This window comes from Bacillus sp. 1735sda2 (genome assembly GCF_024159245.1).
Classification (GTDB): Bacteria; Bacillota; Bacilli; order Bacillales; family Bacillaceae; genus Bacillus; species Bacillus pumilus_O.
Genome location: NZ_JAMYWZ010000001.1, coordinates 3829556 through 3846678, shown reverse-complemented (window position 1 = coordinate 3846678; position 17123 = coordinate 3829556). Strand labels below are relative to the sequence as shown.

The 17123-nt window shown below is 40.1% G+C and carries 19 protein-coding genes and 1 riboswitch; of the genes, 16 read left to right on the top strand and 3 right to left on the bottom strand.

Annotated features, from left to right (window positions below):
* Positions 1-106 precede the first annotated feature (106 nt).
* A complete protein-coding gene (locus tag NKR21_RS20135) occupies positions 107-1288 on the top strand; it encodes a NupC/NupG family nucleoside CNT transporter (RefSeq protein WP_144458143.1) in 1182 nt (393 codons plus the stop codon).
* Positions 1289-1313: 25 nt separating this feature from the next.
* Positions 1314-2615, top strand: a complete 1302-nt coding sequence (locus tag NKR21_RS20130; RefSeq protein ID WP_144458141.1) for a pyrimidine-nucleoside phosphorylase — start codon at positions 1314-1316, stop codon at positions 2613-2615.
* Positions 2616-2667: 52 nt separating this feature from the next.
* On the opposite strand, the gene NKR21_RS20125 is transcribed toward NKR21_RS20130, so the two are convergent.
* Both NKR21_RS20125 and NKR21_RS20120 read right to left on the bottom strand, forming a co-directional pair.
* Positions 2668-3225: a VanZ family protein gene (locus tag NKR21_RS20125; protein WP_144468100.1), complete on the bottom strand. Its 558-nt coding sequence runs from the start codon at positions 3223-3225 to the stop codon at positions 2668-2670.
* A 27-nt stretch (positions 3226-3252) separates the two neighbouring features.
* Complete coding sequence (locus tag NKR21_RS20120; protein WP_144458137.1) at positions 3253-3648, bottom strand: hypothetical protein; 396 nt, start codon at positions 3646-3648, stop codon at positions 3253-3255.
* A 235-nt stretch (positions 3649-3883) separates the two neighbouring features.
* Between NKR21_RS20120 and NKR21_RS20115 the strand changes: the two genes are divergently transcribed.
* The 6 genes from NKR21_RS20115 (at position 3884) to NKR21_RS20090 (ending at position 8708) form a co-directional block, all read left to right on the top strand.
* The gene (locus NKR21_RS20115; RefSeq protein WP_012011777.1) at positions 3884-4327 is read left to right on the top strand and encodes a MarR family winged helix-turn-helix transcriptional regulator; all 444 of its coding nucleotides are present in this window, start codon (positions 3884-3886) and stop codon (positions 4325-4327) included.
* A 14-nt stretch (positions 4328-4341) separates the two neighbouring features.
* Positions 4342-4980, top strand: a complete 639-nt coding sequence (locus NKR21_RS20110; RefSeq protein WP_012011776.1) for a nitroreductase family protein — start codon at positions 4342-4344, stop codon at positions 4978-4980.
* 25 nt (positions 4981-5005) lie between these two features.
* Entirely contained in the window at positions 5006-5299 is a 294-nt protein-coding gene (locus NKR21_RS20105; protein ID WP_012011775.1) for a putative quinol monooxygenase, read from the top strand.
* A gap of 189 nt (positions 5300-5488) precedes the next feature.
* The gene (locus NKR21_RS20100) at positions 5489-7870 is read left to right on the top strand and encodes an immune inhibitor A domain-containing protein (RefSeq protein WP_088002684.1); all 2382 of its coding nucleotides are present in this window, start codon (positions 5489-5491) and stop codon (positions 7868-7870) included.
* A gap of 206 nt (positions 7871-8076) precedes the next feature.
* Positions 8077-8331 (top strand): ORF6C domain-containing protein, encoded by a 255-nt coding sequence (locus tag NKR21_RS20095; RefSeq protein ID WP_012011773.1) that lies wholly within the window; start codon positions 8077-8079, stop codon positions 8329-8331.
* Positions 8332-8336: 5 nt separating this feature from the next.
* The gene (locus NKR21_RS20090; protein ID WP_003215243.1) at positions 8337-8708 is read left to right on the top strand and encodes a DUF1304 domain-containing protein; all 372 of its coding nucleotides are present in this window, start codon (positions 8337-8339) and stop codon (positions 8706-8708) included.
* A 34-nt stretch (positions 8709-8742) separates the two neighbouring features.
* Here NKR21_RS20090 and NKR21_RS20085 read toward each other — a convergent pair whose 3' ends face one another.
* Positions 8743-8907 carry a hypothetical protein gene (locus NKR21_RS20085; protein ID WP_186299675.1) on the bottom strand — a complete coding sequence of 55 codons (165 nt, stop codon included), beginning with the start codon at positions 8905-8907 and terminating at the stop codon, positions 8743-8745.
* A gap of 254 nt (positions 8908-9161) precedes the next feature.
* On the opposite strand from NKR21_RS20085, the gene NKR21_RS20080 reads away from it, so the two are divergent.
* The 8 genes from NKR21_RS20080 (at position 9162) to NKR21_RS20045 (ending at position 16893) form a co-directional block, all read left to right on the top strand.
* Complete coding sequence (locus NKR21_RS20080; RefSeq protein WP_012011771.1) at positions 9162-9818, top strand: type 1 glutamine amidotransferase domain-containing protein; 657 nt, start codon at positions 9162-9164, stop codon at positions 9816-9818.
* A gap of 141 nt (positions 9819-9959) precedes the next feature.
* A complete protein-coding gene (locus NKR21_RS20075; RefSeq protein WP_144458135.1) occupies positions 9960-11087 on the top strand; it encodes a hypothetical protein in 1128 nt (375 codons plus the stop codon).
* Positions 11088-11143: 56 nt separating this feature from the next.
* Positions 11144-11247: riboswitch (TPP riboswitch) on the top strand.
* An 87-nt stretch (positions 11248-11334) separates the two neighbouring features.
* Positions 11335-12021 carry a thiaminase II gene (gene tenA, locus NKR21_RS20070; RefSeq protein ID WP_088002676.1) on the top strand — a complete coding sequence of 229 codons (687 nt, stop codon included), beginning with the start codon at positions 11335-11337 and terminating at the stop codon, positions 12019-12021.
* The gene (locus NKR21_RS20065) at positions 12018-12617 is read left to right on the top strand and encodes an ECF transporter S component (protein ID WP_144458133.1); all 600 of its coding nucleotides are present in this window, start codon (positions 12018-12020) and stop codon (positions 12615-12617) included. Before tenA ends, NKR21_RS20065 begins: the two co-directional genes overlap by 4 nt.
* Positions 12592-14190 (top strand): ABC transporter ATP-binding protein, encoded by a 1599-nt coding sequence (locus tag NKR21_RS20060; RefSeq protein WP_144458131.1) that lies wholly within the window; start codon positions 12592-12594, stop codon positions 14188-14190. Before NKR21_RS20065 ends, NKR21_RS20060 begins: the two co-directional genes overlap by 26 nt.
* Positions 14180-14914, top strand: coding sequence for an energy-coupling factor transporter transmembrane component T family protein (locus NKR21_RS20055; RefSeq protein WP_144458129.1), 735 nt, complete (start codon positions 14180-14182; stop codon positions 14912-14914). Before NKR21_RS20060 ends, NKR21_RS20055 begins: the two co-directional genes overlap by 11 nt.
* Positions 14915-15065: 151 nt before the next feature.
* Entirely contained in the window at positions 15066-15905 is an 840-nt protein-coding gene (locus NKR21_RS20050) for a methyl-accepting chemotaxis protein (RefSeq protein WP_012011765.1), read from the top strand.
* A 172-nt stretch (positions 15906-16077) separates the two neighbouring features.
* Positions 16078-16893, top strand: coding sequence for a YwqG family protein (locus tag NKR21_RS20045; RefSeq protein WP_144458127.1), 816 nt, complete (start codon positions 16078-16080; stop codon positions 16891-16893).
* Positions 16894-17123 lie beyond the last annotated feature (230 nt).

Here is a 17123-nt window from a genome sequence, read left to right as displayed (position 1 = left end):
CGGAAGGATCTCGCTTCTGGGAATTTCTTCCGCACTTTGTTTGAAAAATAGGGTTTGTTCCATACAAGCGCATTAATGTAAACGAATTCATTCGAGGAGGAAAAACATGAAATACGTGATTGGTATCATCGGTTTGCTGGTGATTCTCGCCATTGCATGGCTAGCTAGTAACGGCAAAAAACGGGTAAAATTCCGTCCAGTAATTGTCATGATTGTACTGCAATTTATTTTAGGTTATATTCTGCTCAATACAGGTGTTGGGAACTTCCTAGTCGGAGGCTTTGCAAAAGGATTCCAAATGCTACTAGGCTATGCCGGTGAAGGAATCAACTTCGTATTTGGCGGATTAATGAATGATAATGCATCAACTTTCTTCATCAACGTCTTACTGCCGATCGTCTTTATTTCGGCATTGATCGGTATTTTGCAGCATTGGCGTATCCTTCCACTTATCGTACGCGGAATCGGTTATCTGCTCAGCAAAGTAAACGGTATGGGCAAACTAGAATCTTACAACGCAGTAGCGTCTGCGATTTTAGGTCAATCAGAAGTCTTTATTTCCATTAAGAAACAGCTCGGATTATTACCTCAGCAACGTCTTTATACATTATGTGCATCTGCCATGTCGACCGTATCGATGTCGATTGTCGGTGCGTACATGCAAATGATTAAACCAGAGTACGTGGTCACAGCACTTGTGCTGAACCTATTTGGTGGATTTATTATCGCGTCTATTATCAATCCATATGAAGTAGCTAAGGACGAAGACATGCTTGAAGTCGTTGAAGAAGAAAAGCAATCCTTCTTTGAAATGCTTGGCGAATATATTATGGACGGTTTCAAAGTAGCGATTGTTGTCGCTGCGATGTTGATTGGATTCGTTGCATTAATTGCCATGATTAATGGAATCTTTACAGCTGTTATCGGTGTGTCTTTCCAAGATGTACTTGGTTATGTATTTGCCCCATTTGCTTTCATTGTTGGTGTACCTTGGAGCGAAGCAGTACAAGCAGGAAGCATTATGGCAACGAAAATGGTTTCCAACGAATTTGTGGCAATGCAAATCCTGTCTGGCGATGCTTTCCATTTCACTGCTCGTACAGAAGCGATTATCTCTGTATTCCTTGTATCATTTGCGAACTTCTCTTCTATCGGTATCATTGCTGGAGCAGTCAAAGGCTTAAACGAAAAACAAGGAAACGTGGTTGCACGCTTTGGATTAAAGCTTCTATTTGGTGCAACACTTGTCAGCTTCTTAACAGCAGGCGTTGTCGGTTTGATTTACTAATTTAAAAAAAGGAATGGTGAAAACAATGAGAATGGTAGATATCATTGCGAAAAAACGTGACGGAAAAGAATTATCTTCAGAGGAAATTTCTTTCTTTGTCAAAGGATATACGGACGGAACAATTCCTGACTACCAAGCAAGTGCCTTGGCTATGGCGATTTTCTTCCAAGATATGACGGATCAAGAACGTGCAGACTTAACGCTCGCTATGGCGAACTCAGGAGACACGATTGACCTGTCTGCCATTGAAGGCATTAAAGTAGACAAGCATTCAACAGGCGGTGTAGGTGATACAACAACGCTTGTACTTGCACCTCTTGTGGCTGCACTTGATGTACCTGTAGCGAAAATGTCTGGCCGCGGCCTTGGACATACAGGCGGAACAGTGGATAAGCTTGAAGCGGTAAAAGGCTTCCACGTAGAAATCACAAAAGACGAATTCATCGAGCTTGTGAACCGTCATAAAGTAGCGGTCATTGGTCAATCAGGCAACCTCACACCAGCAGATAAAAAGCTTTATGCCCTTCGTGATGTGACAGGTACTGTGAACTCAATCCCGCTCATTGCTAGCTCAATTATGAGTAAGAAAATTGCTGCTGGCGCAGATGCGATCGTATTAGATGTGAAAACAGGTGCAGGTGCTTTCATGAAAACACCTGAAGACTCTGAGAAACTTGCAAAAGCCATGGTCCGCATTGGAAACAACGTTGGCAGACAAACGATGGCTGTCATCTCTGATATGTCTCAGCCGTTAGGATTAGCGATTGGAAATTCCCTTGAAGTGAAAGAAGCCATTGACACACTTAAAGGCGAAGGTCCTGAAGACTTAAACGAGCTTGTGCTCACATTAGGAAGTCAAATGGTCGTTCTTGCGAAAAAAGCAGAAACGCTGGATGAAGCAAGAGAAAAGCTGATTGAAGTCATGGAAAACGGCAAAGCACTTGAGAAATTCAAGGAATTCTTAGAAAACCAAGGCGGAGACGGCTCGATTGTAGATCAACCAGAAAAACTGCCGCAAGCCCCTTACCAAATCGAAGTTCCTGCAAAAGAAGCAGGTGTGGTTGCTGAGATCGTCGCAGACGAAATCGGTGTTGCCGCAATGATTCTTGGAGCAGGACGTGCAACAAAAGAGGACGATATCGACCTATCAGTTGGTATCATGCTGAACAAAAAAGTTGGCGATCGTGTTGAAAAAGGAGATTCACTCGTAACACTTCATGCAAATCGAGAAGATGTTGCGAATGTCATGGAGAAAATTTATGACAACATTCGCATCGCAGATCATGCGGATGCACCAACTCTCATTCACACGGTGATCACAGAATAAAGAAAAAAGGACAAAAGTGCTTCGTCGCTTTTGTCCTTTTTTGCTAAAAATATTAACGTAGTGTTAAGTTGTACTTATCTAATGAATTCTTTGAATACTTATAAATTATTACTCCAATTAAAGTACCTAAAGTATTTGTTATGATGTCATCAACATCAAAACTTCTATAATTGTAGCCTACAATCAAATCTAAAACAAATTGTATCAATTCAATACTCAGGCTCACTAGGAAACCTATATAAATAACCTTTCGTAATTGGTTAAATGAAAAAAGAATAGGCAGAATAAATCCAAGTGGCACGAATAGAATAACGTTTCCAATGATTTGTTTTATAAATGTTGTCAGTCCAAATTCAAGTGTGACAATTATTGTTTTAAAAGGTATAAAATTATGAATAGAACCTAAATTGTCTTCTATCATAATTTCTATTAACTTCTTTTGATAAGGAAATGGGAAAAAAGTTAGTGAAACAAGACTAGCAATATATAAAGAAAACAATATATAGTATAGAAATAAGATTTTACTTGTAGTACCGCGCATAAATTTATATACGAAGATCACTAAACTAATCCCACATATAATGAAGTAGGGTAGAAGAGGATTTAACATATGAGACTCTCCTTGCATCTAAGATTATCAGTAACTAAGAGAACCTTTACCAATGATCCTCTTATAATTATAATTTTTCCATATTTCGTAGCTATATGTATGCCCTTTTTTTACAGAATAGTCAGTATCTGTATACGGTGAACCTTTACTGGATTTTTCAAATCCTAGACGAGTAACTAACTGAGCATTACTCCACCAGTTCTTTTGTTCATATACATGAATGGTAAAATAGGTATCTCCACCCCAACTTGTCATGTTTATCTTTCCAGTTACAGAATTTTTAGTTGACTTGTATTTACCAATATATAATTGGTGGGTCATATCAAATTTGAAATCTTTAGTTGCTGCTTGAGCTACTATTGGCGTAATCATAATTAAACAAATCATAAAAACAGTTAAAAACTTAAGAAAATTCTTTTTCAAAATAATCATCCTTTATTATATTTTAGCTTACTTTTATAATAATTACATTTTATGATAATAAAGTCAATATTTTTCGGTTGGAATTAAATATTAAATACTATACTTTTTATTTATTTTGATAGAGTAGATTTACCTTATGAAACAAACTTCTTGCAATCATGAAATAATGGGTGTATATTAGTTGATGAGTCAATGATTGATATATCAACTAATTGATCTGAATAGAAAAGAGGGGATGGCATTGACTGCATTTTGCTCTGAAGAAGCAGAGGTATTATACCGTTTGCAGTGCGTGAACCGTATGATGGGCGTGAAGTTCGAAGCATGCACGGGCATCAGCCAATCAAGATTAGAGTTGCTCTCACTGTTATTTCAAGCAGACGAAATCAGCCAGTCAGATTTGCAGAAAAAAGTAAATATTGATAGTGCGGCTGTGACGCGTCACTTAAAACAGTTAGAAACAAAAGGAATGGTCACGCGCAGAAGAAAGCCAGAAGATAATCGAGTCACACTTGTTCGTCTGACAGATGAAGGAAGAACAAGAATCGAAGCTTCTAAAAAAGAAAAAGAACGATTTATCTCAGAAATGCTTGAGAACGTAAGTGACGAAGAACGAAAGCTTCTCACTGATGTGCTCAGCCGAATACAACAAAACATCGAAAAGATTCAAACAACTTAAAGGAGTGTTTCAACATGGCTACAACATTAAAAACAAACGATTTTATGGAAATTATGAAAGGACGCCGTTCTATTCGTAATTATGACCCAGCTGTGAAAATCAGCAAAGAAGAAATGGCAGAGATTCTAGAAGAAGCAACAACTGCACCATCATCAGTGAATGCACAGCCTTGGCGCTTCATGGTCATTGACAGCCCAGAAGGAAAAGAAAAGCTTGCACCACTTGCAAAATTCAACCAAACTCAAGTGTCAACATCAGCAGCTGTCATTGCCGTATTTGCAGATATGAAAAGCAATGAATACTTAGATGAAATTTATTCAAAAGCAGTAGAGCATGGCTACATGCCTCAAGAAGTGAAAGAAAGACAAATTGCTGCACTAACTGCACACTTTGAGGTACTTCCAGAGCAAGTCAACCGCGAAACAATCTTAATTGACGGTGGAATTGTGTCTATGCAGCTTATGCTTGCAGCACGTGCACACGGCTATGATACAAATCCAATTGGTGGTTTTGATAAAGAAGTCATCGCTGAAACATTTGGCTGGGATAAAGAACGTTATGTACCAGTGATGCTATTATCAATTGGGAAAGCTGCTGACGAAGGTTATGCATCTTACCGCTTACCGATTGAACGCATTACAGAGTGGAAATAATATCTATTAAAAAGGGGACTATCATATGATTATTATTCATGCAGGAATGACCATTCATCCAGAAAAAGAAACTGTATTTCTAGAAGAAATCAATGCATTAATGACAGCTTCACAAGCGGAAGAAGGCAATGTATCCTACAAGCTGTTCAAGGATACAGATAAGGAAAATACCTTCTTAATGGTAGAAGTGTGGAAAGATGACGCTGCGGTTCAGAGCCATAATGCGAGTGCACATTTCCAAGCTTTCGTCGCGAAGGCAAAAGAATTCTTAGCCGCTCCACTTGACGTTGTTGCCTTTCAAGGTCAGCAACTTTCATAGTAAAACAACAAACACCCTAGGCGTTTATCGTCTAGGGTTCTTTTATTTTCGACACATTGTTCCACCCATTTCATTCCCGTATTGTGCATTTTCCACAAAGTTTCTGAAAATAAAATGTTTTTCGACTTAAGTATATTGGAATATGCTAGAATTAGATATTATTTATTACCAAATTAGGGAGGAACCAAAATGAAAAAAGGGAAATGGACGAGTATTGCACTAACGGCTGTCCTCAGTTTAGGCACATTGGCAGCTTTCAGCACCCCTCTATCTGCCCACACCACAGAGAAATCAACATCCTCAGATGGCGGTCATTATTCAGGTGTTCCATTTGACGCAAGTGTCGTGAATGAAGACCGTCTCATCAAAGCCTTGAAAAAACAAGGAAAGATCAAAAAGAACGCCAATGAAGCAGAAACCCAAAAAGCACTAAAGAACTATCTAAAGAAAAAAGAAGAATCCGCTATGAAACAAAGTGCAAGCACCTTAACAGAAGAGCCTGAATTTCTGAAAGAATACAAACAAAAGGTACATAACAAATTAGCCAAAAAGAAAAAGTTAAAGAAGCATAATGGAAAAGAAAGCAATCATGTAAAACCGGTCAAAAAAGAAAAGTATAAAGGCGAAGTTCGCAATGATAAGGTATTGGTTTTATTAGTAGATTTTAAAGATTATAAGCATAATAGTATTAAAAAAGAAGAGACTGATATGTACTATGACAAGTACGATCAACAGCACTATCAAGATATGCTTTTTGGAAAAAATGGCTACATCGGTCCAGATGGGAAACGAAAAGTATCCATGAAGCAATATTATGAGAAGCAGTCTGGTGGTAGTTACACGATCAGTGGAACGGTTGCTGGCTGGTATACAGCGAAGCATGAAGCAGCCTATTATGGCGGGAACGTACCTGATGAATCAGGCAGTGACGGTAGACCGCGTGAATTGGTGAAAGAAGCACTAGAAGCTGCAGCAAAGGACCCTAATATTGATCTTAGTGAATATGATCAATGGGATCGATATGATATGGATGGAGACGGCGTTTATAACGAACCAGACGGCATCATTGACCATTTGATGGTCGTTCATGCTGGTGTAGGTGAAGAAGCTGGCGGCGGACAGCTTGGCTCTGATGCGATTTGGTCGCACCGCTGGTCACTTGGTGATGTATTTGAAATTCCAAACACAGAATCTGAAGTTGGACAAGGCGGAAAGTTAGGTGCGTTAGATTACACCATTGAGCCTGAAGATGGTGCGGCAGGCGTATTCACACATGAATTCGGACATGACCTTGGTCTTCCTGATGAGTACGATACACAGTACACAGGCGGAGGCGAGCCCGTTTCCTACTGGTCGATCATGTCAAGCGGAAGCTGGGCAGGTAAAGTCCCTGGAACGGAACCAACAGGCTTTAGTCCATATGCGAAAGAAATGCTTCAAAACTTGCATGGCGGTAACTGGCTTACTGGACAAACCATCGATGGTAAAACATTAAAGAAAAGCAAAACAGTGCTGATTGATGAAGCAGCAACAAAAGGAACGAACCATGATGCGGTTCGGGTAGATTTACCAGATAAAGAGATTGAGGTCACAAAACCTGCTCAAGGACAACATGCGTACTTTAGCGGAACGGGTGACAATTTAAATGCGACCATGACGACAACAGGTATCGATTTGTCGAAAGGGAGCAAAGCAGAGCTGACATTTAAAGCATGGTACGATATCGAAGAAGATTATGACTATGCATATGTAGAAGTTCGTGAAACAGGAACCGATCAGTGGAAGACGATTGCTGGTAACATCACAAACGATCGAAATGAAGCTGGAGCGAACGAAGGCAATGGAATTGACGGAAAATCAGATGGATGGGTAGATGCAACCTTTGATCTTTCTGCTTATGCAGGGAAGAAAATCGACCTGCAATTCCGTTATACAACCGATGCAGGTTATTCACTGCCAGGCTTATTTGTAGATGATTTAAACATCACTGCAGATGGAACGAAAGTATGGTCAGATGATGCCGAGGGCACGTCTACTTTCACTTTTAACGGATTCTCGAAATCAAATGGAAAACAATATGCAGCACAATACTATTTACTAGAGTGGCGCTCTTATGCTGACGTCGATAAAGGCTTAAAGCATATCAAACGCGGGGCAAGTCTCATGAGCTATAATAACGGTTTGGTCGTGTGGTATGTCGATCAATCCTACAGTGATAACTGGGTAGGAAAACACCCAGGGAACGGTTTCCTTGGTGTAGTAGATGCAGATCAGCAAGTATTGAAGTGGAGTGACGGCTCTATTGCTGCTACAGGTTTCCAAGTACATGATGCTGCATTTTCTTTGAACCCAAGTACGAAGCTCAATATTGATTATACAGCGACAACTGGCTTAACTTTGGTAGATCGCTATATTCGTCCGACTCGTACATTTAGTGATAAAAAGAATTATGTGAATCCAAAAAATCCAGATGCAGGACGTGATGTGCCAACATACGGTCTATCCTTTAAAGTTGTTGGACAAAGTAAGGATCGTTCTGTTGGAAAGGTATTAATTTCTAAAAGTAACTAAACAGAAAGCCGGATTCTACCATTGAATCCGGCTTTTTGATATGGTCATAAACTGATTTTGATGAAGAGAACGGTTTTCGATCGAATGTCTGTTCTTTTTTATTTTGATATCCGAATGAAATCATTATATAATAGGGACTGGAAGGTTTTTCTTTCATACATGGTTCTTTTTAGCTGTTAAAACAAAGGAAAGGATGAGCGTTACCAATGAGTTGTGTCACTGCTAAGCAATTAAAGGTGATAAGAGGGACGATGCAGACTTTTTGCAGCCATTTGGAGTATGATGGTCATGGTAAGCTTCATATCAATACCATCATGGCTTTTATTAAAAAGGAATTTGGTGTGAGGAAAATGAAAGACATTCCACAAAGCCGCTTTACTGAAGCACTTGAATTAATACAAGACTTTGATTTATACACGGATAAAATAGAAATTCGTGATCGTCTATCAGAAAGGAATTAACTAAATTGAATATTTTAGCAATAATACTAGTAGGAATTGTCGCATTAGAACACCTTGTCATTATGTTATTAGAAATGTTTTTTATGGAATCAAAGATGGCAAAAAGATCCTTTAAGCTGCCAGAACACTTGCAAAAGGATCCAAATGTAAAAGTGATGTTTGCCAATCAGGGGCTTTATAACGGGTTTTTGGCTGCTGGACTCATTTGGGGGCTCATTCTCGGATCGAATACTGTTGGATATATGATTCAGCTATTTTTCATTCTTTGCGTGATCATCGCTGCGGTATTCGGCGGTGTGACATCTAATAAATCAATCATCGTCAAGCAAGGCGTACCAGCGCTGCTTGCATTAATTGCGCTTATCCTGGCAATTTAGCCATGAATAAAGCCGCCCTAGTAAAGGGCGGCTTTTATCTTTTTCGAAGACCTATTAAACGAATAATGGAGGTCAGACATAGCGCAACGGCTACAGCCAAAATAATTTTTCCGTACATGACCCCTGTTAAATTCATCAAAAAGACGGCTAATATGATACAGAGCGTGATGATGATCATCACAATCGAATAGGTTTTCATCTACTTTCCACTCCTTTAAAAGTCCCCTCACATCCGTGAGATCTATCCATTTTACCTCATATGATATCACTCAATGACAATTTTACATGAAATTCCCTATCAATAGAATGTGACATATAGATTAGATTTGATGTCATGCCATATTTTTTAGAGAATCGGGTATACCATAAAGAGCTGTACTAAAGTTGAATTGCTTGATATTTAATTGTGCAAAATGTAAAATAACCACATGATAAATCGAAAGGATGATCAAGATGAGTAAGAAAGTGTTATTAGTATCCACAAGCAGTTCAGAAATGAACGGACATCCAACAGGCTTATGGCTAGAAGAATTGGCAGAGCCATTTCATATTTTTAAAGAAAATGAATTAGACGTTCAAATTGTCTCGATTCAAGGTGGAACTGTTCCTATTGATAAAAATTCCATTCCAGAAGGTGTTCCAGCGCAATATCAAGATGTATATGAATTACTTCAAGACACAAAGGCGCTTACAGATGTGAACCCAGCTGATTATGATGGCATCTTCTTTGCAGGAGGACACGGCCCAATGATCGACTTTGCATCTAATCAACTGGTAGCCGATGCAATCTTAGCAATTTCAAACAAAAATGGTGCAGTCGGTGCTGTTTGTCACGGCGTTTCAGCATTCGTTGATGTGAAGGATCAAGATGGCAAATCATTCATCGAAGGCAAAAACATCACAGGCTTTACAAACGAAGAAGAGGAAGCTGTTCAGCTGACATCAAAGGTTCCATTTTTATTGGAAACAAAACTTCGTGAGCAAGGGGCAGCGTTTGAAAAAGGAGATGCCTTTGCACCATACGCAGTAGTTGACGGAAAAATCATTACTGGACAAAATCCAGGTTCCAGTGCAGAAACAGCACGCCTGTTTGTTAAAACCATTTCATAAAGTCATCAAAAACCAGTCGTAGAACATACGGCTGGTTTTTTTGTCATAAAGATTTCCTAAAAAAGACCATAACAACGAACGAAATAATGGTAAAATATTCACAGGGTATAAAACCTAATTTAGGAAAAAGGGGATGTTCCTGTGAGAGCTTTTTATGGAAAAATGACTGCCGCTTTATTATCCATTCTACTCGTCACAACAGGTTTATTTTCACCAGCATTAAAAGCAGAAGAAGCACCGAAAACAGATGGTAAATTATCACCACTGACGGAAAAAGCCATTCAGCAAGTGCAAGACTCGTTTTTGAAGCAGGATGAAGGAACCGCTATCAAACAGAAACAGTTAAAAAAATCTTTTAAAGTAGATAAGAAAAATGGAATCAGTATCAAACGAAAAACCGCTAAAGATGGCAAGATGCGTACATCTTCCGTTCGCTCCATTGATGGATTAGCCATCAACCAATCAGTTGTCTTATCAGAGGACGACCCAGTCGATTTATGGTTGTTAAGTACGACTTCACCTCAGGCACTCATCAGCCGAATTACCTCTTCAAATCCCGATTATTTCGTACAATTATTTGTTGTTGATTATGAAACTGGACAAGCTTATCCGACGGACTTGATTCAGCCAGCAGGCAGTCTCCTTGGTTTGACCAATTTACCAGCAGGTGACTACGCATTCGGTATCACAAGCGGTGGGGATTTTGGAGACTCTTACACGTTACAAGTGAATGCAAAAAACCCACCCAATTTCACAGGGGCTGTTTCCCTTTCTTCCACCTTGCAATACTTTGTAGCTGAGTATGCCGATGGGAATGTTATCGCTAATGGTACAAAAGTGTATAACAAACAATCTAAGACCGCCGATTACAAATGGGAACGTGTATTTTATTTCCCATATGACGGAAAATACGAACAGAGAACTCATTCTGTTGACAGTGTGAAAGTGAAAAGTATTTCGGCACCAGTATCGTACTCTGCTCCTTATGCGAGTTCATCTGAGGCCATTCTCGTCTACTTAGATGTGGAGACATTATTTATGTATCATGAATCATCGTTTGCTAGCGGACAATTCTACCATAGTAGCTTTGTTGATACACTTGGAAAGACAACGCCAAGACGTTTAGATATAGATGACATGACAAATTACGGCGATCATATTTTAGCTGTTGATTTGAAAACAGGAAAGCCAATTGATTTCTTCAGCGTCCTTAATTTTTACTATGCTGCAGGGATCGAGAAGCTGCCTACGATCAGAACGTTGAATTAAGAAAAGCGGTTGACAGCAAATCTACACATGTGTAGAGTAAAGATAATTAAATGACAAAAGTCCACTAGGGGAGTCATGTATGACTGAGACAAGAGAAAATCTTGGACCCTTTGAACCTGATCTAGTTTGTACTAGCGGAGGGAAGTGGAGCTGGACCTCGTCTTATTCATGATTGAATCGATAAGAAGGCCGCTCCATTTGGGGTGGCTTTTTCATTTATTCTACTGAAGAAGAGGAGGCTTTTTTTATGACGTTTTCAGCGCAATTAAGAGAAGAAACAGAACCATTATTTGAAGCCATTTATCAGCATCCGTTTGTCAGGGGACTGGCAGAAGGAAAGCTGGAAAAGAAGCAGATCATTCATTACGTCAAACAAGATGCAGAATATTTACAGGCTTTTATTAAAATTTATGCAGCGGCTCTTAGCAGATGTACAGACAAAGAAGATATTGCTTTTTTCCATCAGCAGATTGCGTTTGTACTAGATAGTGAGACACACCCTCACCAAAATCTTTGCCGAGTGGCAGGTGTATCATATGATGGGCTCCAAGGTGCCCCGCTTGCTCCGAGTGCTCATCACTATATTCATCACATGCTACAAGTCGCCAAGGAAGGCACGCTTGGAGAAATGATCGCTGTACTGCTTCCATGCCCTTGGACATATTGGGAAATTGGGAAACGAATGCTCACAGATGTGCAGCCCGACCCGTCACATCCGTTTTATGAGTGGATCACATTTTATGGAGGGTTAACCGACTCTATTACGGTGGAGCTCTGTAAGCGGCTCGATCAGCTGGCGGAAGCAGCAAGTGAGAAGGAAAAGGAAAAAATGAAACAGCACTTTATCTTAAGCTGTCAACTAGAGTACAAGTTTTGGGACATGGCGTTTACGGTGGAAGAGTGGCCAGTTCCATTGGAGGTGCATTCATCATGACATGGAAGATGAAAGAAGTTGTCCTTGCTGTCATTTTATCCGTTGCATGCGGTGTCATCTATTTAGGGTGGTCCACACTTTACTTGCCCATTACAGCACTTGTTGGCCCAGCAGGAGGGAACATCATGTTTGGCATTTGGGTGATTGCTAGTCCAATCGTCGCGTATATCATCCAAAAGCCGGGAGCTGCCCTGATCGCAGAAACAGCCGCTGCCGCTGTGGAACTACTAACAGGCAGCCACTTTGGTCTTTCAGCCTTGCTGATTGGTGTATGCCAAGGACTTGGGGCAGAAATCGCCTTTGCTCTTTTTGGATATAAACGATATCGTATGTGGACACTGATGCTGTCAGGTGCCTTTGCGGCTGTTGGAGCAATGGCTTACAGCCTCGTTGCAAATGGCTTTGGTTATTACACACCTCAAGTTCTACTCATCACACTCATAACTCAAATCATTAGTGGAATGATACTGGGCGGATGTTTAGCGAAAGTTGTGGTAGACACATTATCTAAAACCGGTGTACTGAATCAATATGCCATCATGAAAGAAAAAAGAAACAAAGGTGAACAGCATGAATTCATTTCTCGCGTGCAATAATCTCACTGTCCGTTTTTATGAACAGCCTCAGCCCGTTTTGCATCAAGTCTCTCTGTCCATTCAAAAAGGAGAAAAGGTGCTTATTTTAGGACCAAGCGGTAGCGGTAAATCAACGCTCATCTCTGTTCTGGCTGGCATCATTCCAGAACATTTAGAAGCGGATATGCAGGGCGAAGTGATATTGCAAAGACATACAGGCGTCATGTTTCAGGACCCTGATTCCCAGTTTTGTATGCATCGCGTCAATGAAGAAATTGCCTTTAGCTTAGAGAACCGCTCCGTCCCTCGCGACGAGATGGATGATATCATTCAACAGCTCATGCAAAAAGTCCAACTCGAAGTCGATCCGAATGCAGACATCCACACATTATCTGGCGGCATGAAGCAGCGATTGGCGCTTGCCTGTTTACTCGCATTAGAGCCAGATGTGCTGTTCTTTGATGAACCGACCGCACAGCTTGATCCAGCAGGCAGAATGGAGATCTTTCGGCTTCTACAGCAGCTTGCAGCTGATCAGCGACAAACCATGATTTTTGTAGAGCATGTGCTAGATGGTGTCATCGAATGGATGGACCGGGTGATTTTATTAGACGATCAAGGCAGCATCTTAGCTGATGGATCTCCAAAAGATGTATTGACGACATATGAAAAAGAAATGAAAGAGGCAGGGATATGGCGGCCGAAATTATTTCCCGAGAAATGGTCCACAATCCTTCAAGATCCATTTCATCCAATGAGTCATACGTTTATGCAAACCTTTGAAGCAAGAAAAGAGCAGCATAAACAAGTGCCGGCGACTGAGCGGGAGACCATCATGCGTTCAGAAGATCTTCAATTAAGCTACGGGAAAAAAAGAATTATGAGTGATCTCCAGCTTGATATTAAAACAGGGGATTGGGTGGCGATCATTGGGGAAAATGGAAGTGGGAAAAGCACATGTCTTAAACATTTGGTTCGTTTAGAGTCAACGAAAAAAGGCCACATTTTCTTAAAAGACACACTCCTTAAAAAGTGGTCAGACCGAGAACTATATGAAAAAGCAGGCTTTGTGTTTCAAAATCCGGAGCTTCAATTCATACAAGATACAGTGTTCGATGAAATTGCATTTGGTGGAAGTCAGCGGAATTGGCCAGAGAACGTTGTACAAGAAAAAACCATTCAGCTATTGAAAGAGTTCGGTTTAGAAAAGCATGCAAAAGCTCATCCTTTCACTTTAAGCTTAGGTCAAAAAAGAAGATTGAGTGTGGCTACAATGCTCCTTTTTGATCAGGATGTCTTATTGTTAGACGAACCGACTTTCGGACAGGATGAAAGAACAGCGAAGGAATTAATCAGGCGCTTAAAAGAACGTCAACGCCAAGGCACCACTATTTTAATGGTCACACATGATATGGACCTTGTCGATGAGTGTGCCAATCAAGTGCTTCTTTTTCATCAAGGAAAGCATGTGTATGAAGGTACGCCTTATGATCTATTTTCAAATCAGGAACTTGTCGATGCTTATCAGCTGAGAGCCCCGTTGCATTATCAATATATGACTGAAAGAAAGGACGTGCTGACGATTGCAAAGTAATCATTCCTTTCTTTCCACTGTGAATCCAGCTATCAAATTACTCGCCCATCTGCTAGCGATGTGTTGTCTCATGACGATATCTGATCCTAAAACAACCTTCATCATCTGGCTGTTTGCACTTGCTATTGGACTTGTCTTAGGCGGATGGAATTTGAAGTATCTTTTCACAAGACTTGTCCCTTATCTGCTCTTTTTCATTCTCGTGTTTTGGATGATGGCGGCCTTTGGCAAGGGGGATCATACTGTTTGGAAATGGGCATGGTTTCATATGACAGAGGAGAGTTTAAGAAATGGACTCACCATCGCTCTTAGAATGCTTGGCTTTGTGACATTTGGTCTTCTGTTTACGTCCACAACAGATTTGACAGCATTTATGATGAGCCTCATTCATCAGTGCAAAATGTCGCCAAAATGGGCGTATGGGATGCTTGCAGGCTTCCGGTTTATTCCGTTATTTCAAAGTGAATTAAAGCAAATGAAGGCAGCACATAAAATTAGAGGCTATAAGCAAAAAAACAGTTGGAAAGCCTTTATACGTTATGCACTTCCTCTTTTTACACAGGGCGTACGAAAATCAGAACGTTTGGCCATTGCGATGGAAGCAAGAGGCTTCACGGGTGAGAGGGACCGGACGTATTATCATGTCATCAGCACTTCATGGATCGACTATATGTATCTTTTGCTCATCGTTATCAGTGTCTTGACATGCATGTCCTTTTTTTAAAAACCTCCCCACATTCTCTTGATAGAATGTGGGTTTTTTATATGCCTTAGGTCATTTGATTGATATTAGTACACATTACAGGCTGTAATAGATCTTATAACGAACCGATAAAGAAGATGTACTGAGAAAAAGAGAGGATGAACGTGAGCGAATGTCACAGAGAATTGATAACATAATAGACGCTTTACCAATCATTGGACTAGCTATGAGAGAGCAACTAACCTTTTCTATTTTAGGGAAAGAGAAGGTTCTTTATTATCAGCAACACGGAAACATTGACCTAGGGTTTAAAGCTGGAGATATTGTAGCTCCAGGGTTCGAAAACTTCTCTATGTTGAAAAATGGGAGAGAGCCATCGTTTATCCAAATTCCGAAAGAAGTGTACGGTATTCCAATGGATATTGTAGCCGTTCCAATTAAAGATGAAACGGGTCAAGTAGTCGCTGCTTTCTGCGTGGCCTATGACCAGACCAATCAACAACGATTAGATGACATCATGACAGAGAGCAACCAAGCTTCCGAAAAACTAGTCGCAATGGTACAGCAAGTGGCTGCACATTCAGAGGAACTACAAGCGACAAGTGAACAAATTCTACAAAACACGAAAACCACTGTAGAAAATTCCTCTAAAATCAATCAAGTGTCCAATCTTATCAAAGGTATTTCTGATCAAACGAACTTACTTGGACTCAACGCATCAATTGAGGCTGCAAGAGTAGGTGAAGCAGGAGCAGGATTCGGAGTGGTTGCAACGGAAGTGAGAAAGCTGTCAACTCATGCGAAACAAGCGACGACTGATATTGAAACAGCGCTAAAAGATGTGCAGGGATCGATTAAAGGAATGGAAGAAGAAATAGGACAAATTGTCGCTTCTTCTGAGCATCAAGCAGAGCTTGTAGGCACATTTACAAAAATTATTGAAGGGCTCCATGAAACAAATGAAACGATGAAATCACTCGCAGAAGACTTAGTGAATTATCAAGTGAAATAAAAAATAGATCGACCAAAACCTCCAAATCAATCGGAGGTTTTTTTCATTTGAAGGTGAGAAAGTTGTTAGGATATTGACCGATTTATCGCTGACAGGTAGAGTACACTTCTGTATGATAGAAAAAGAGATACTAGTCTGGTCAGGAGACCTAATCATAAGGAGGAAGACCATCGTGACACAATCAGCGAAGCTGCAAGAAATCATAGCACCTTATCGTAAAATGTTAGATCAAACGGAACAGCCAATGATTCAACTACAGATGAAACAAGGAAAAACAGGACCTTACGACAGCAAAATTGCAGGTGATCCTTACTTCCCTAAAAACGATGAATATCCAGTTGATGGTGAAGGTCACCCTATGAAGCTTTTGGCACAAATTAATTTTGGCCAGCTTCCGAAGCTGAAGGATTATCCCGAAACAGGACTTCTGCAAATTTTTATTTCTGTGCATGATGATCTTTATGGGATGAATATTGACCATAAAACAGAACAAAAAGATTTTCGGATCAAATTTATTGAGGAACCTTTCTTGGCAGAAGAAGAGTTGTTGACTGATTTTTCTTTTGTGAAAATTCCTGATGATTTTTATTTTCCTGTGACGAAGGAAGGCGCCATTACAGGTGAACGGTCAAGTGAAACCATTAGTGTAGGAGATTTCCGCTTTGAGAAAATCATAGGTAAGCACACCTGGGACCTATTTGAAGGTGTAGAAGGCATTGATGGAGATGAAGCGGATGCCTTGCTAGATGAATTTTATGAAACAGAGAGTGGCTTTGGTCACAAATTGGGTGGATATCCAGGCTTTACACAAGAAGATCCGCGTACCTATGTAGATCAAGAACATACCGTTCTGTTATTACAAATTGACTCAGATGATGAAGTAGATCTAATGTGGGGAGATTGCGGAATCGCCAACTTTTTCATCAAACCAGAAGACCTCAAACGAAAAAATTTCGAGAATGTTGTCTATAATTGGGATTGCTCCTGATTTTGTAAAAAACACTCTTTAAACACTCTTTATAGAGTGTTTTTGTGTATGTTTTTAGACTTTTTTGCCCCTATTTCGTCATTTTTGAGAGGTAATTTGTCATTCTTTCTAGTTGACCGTATCAAAAAAAAATGTAAAATCATCTTAAAGTCCTCTTTTTTGAAAATAATAATAACATGACATATTAGTCTACAATGAGATGCTCGAAAAAGCGGAATGTACTGGGGGGT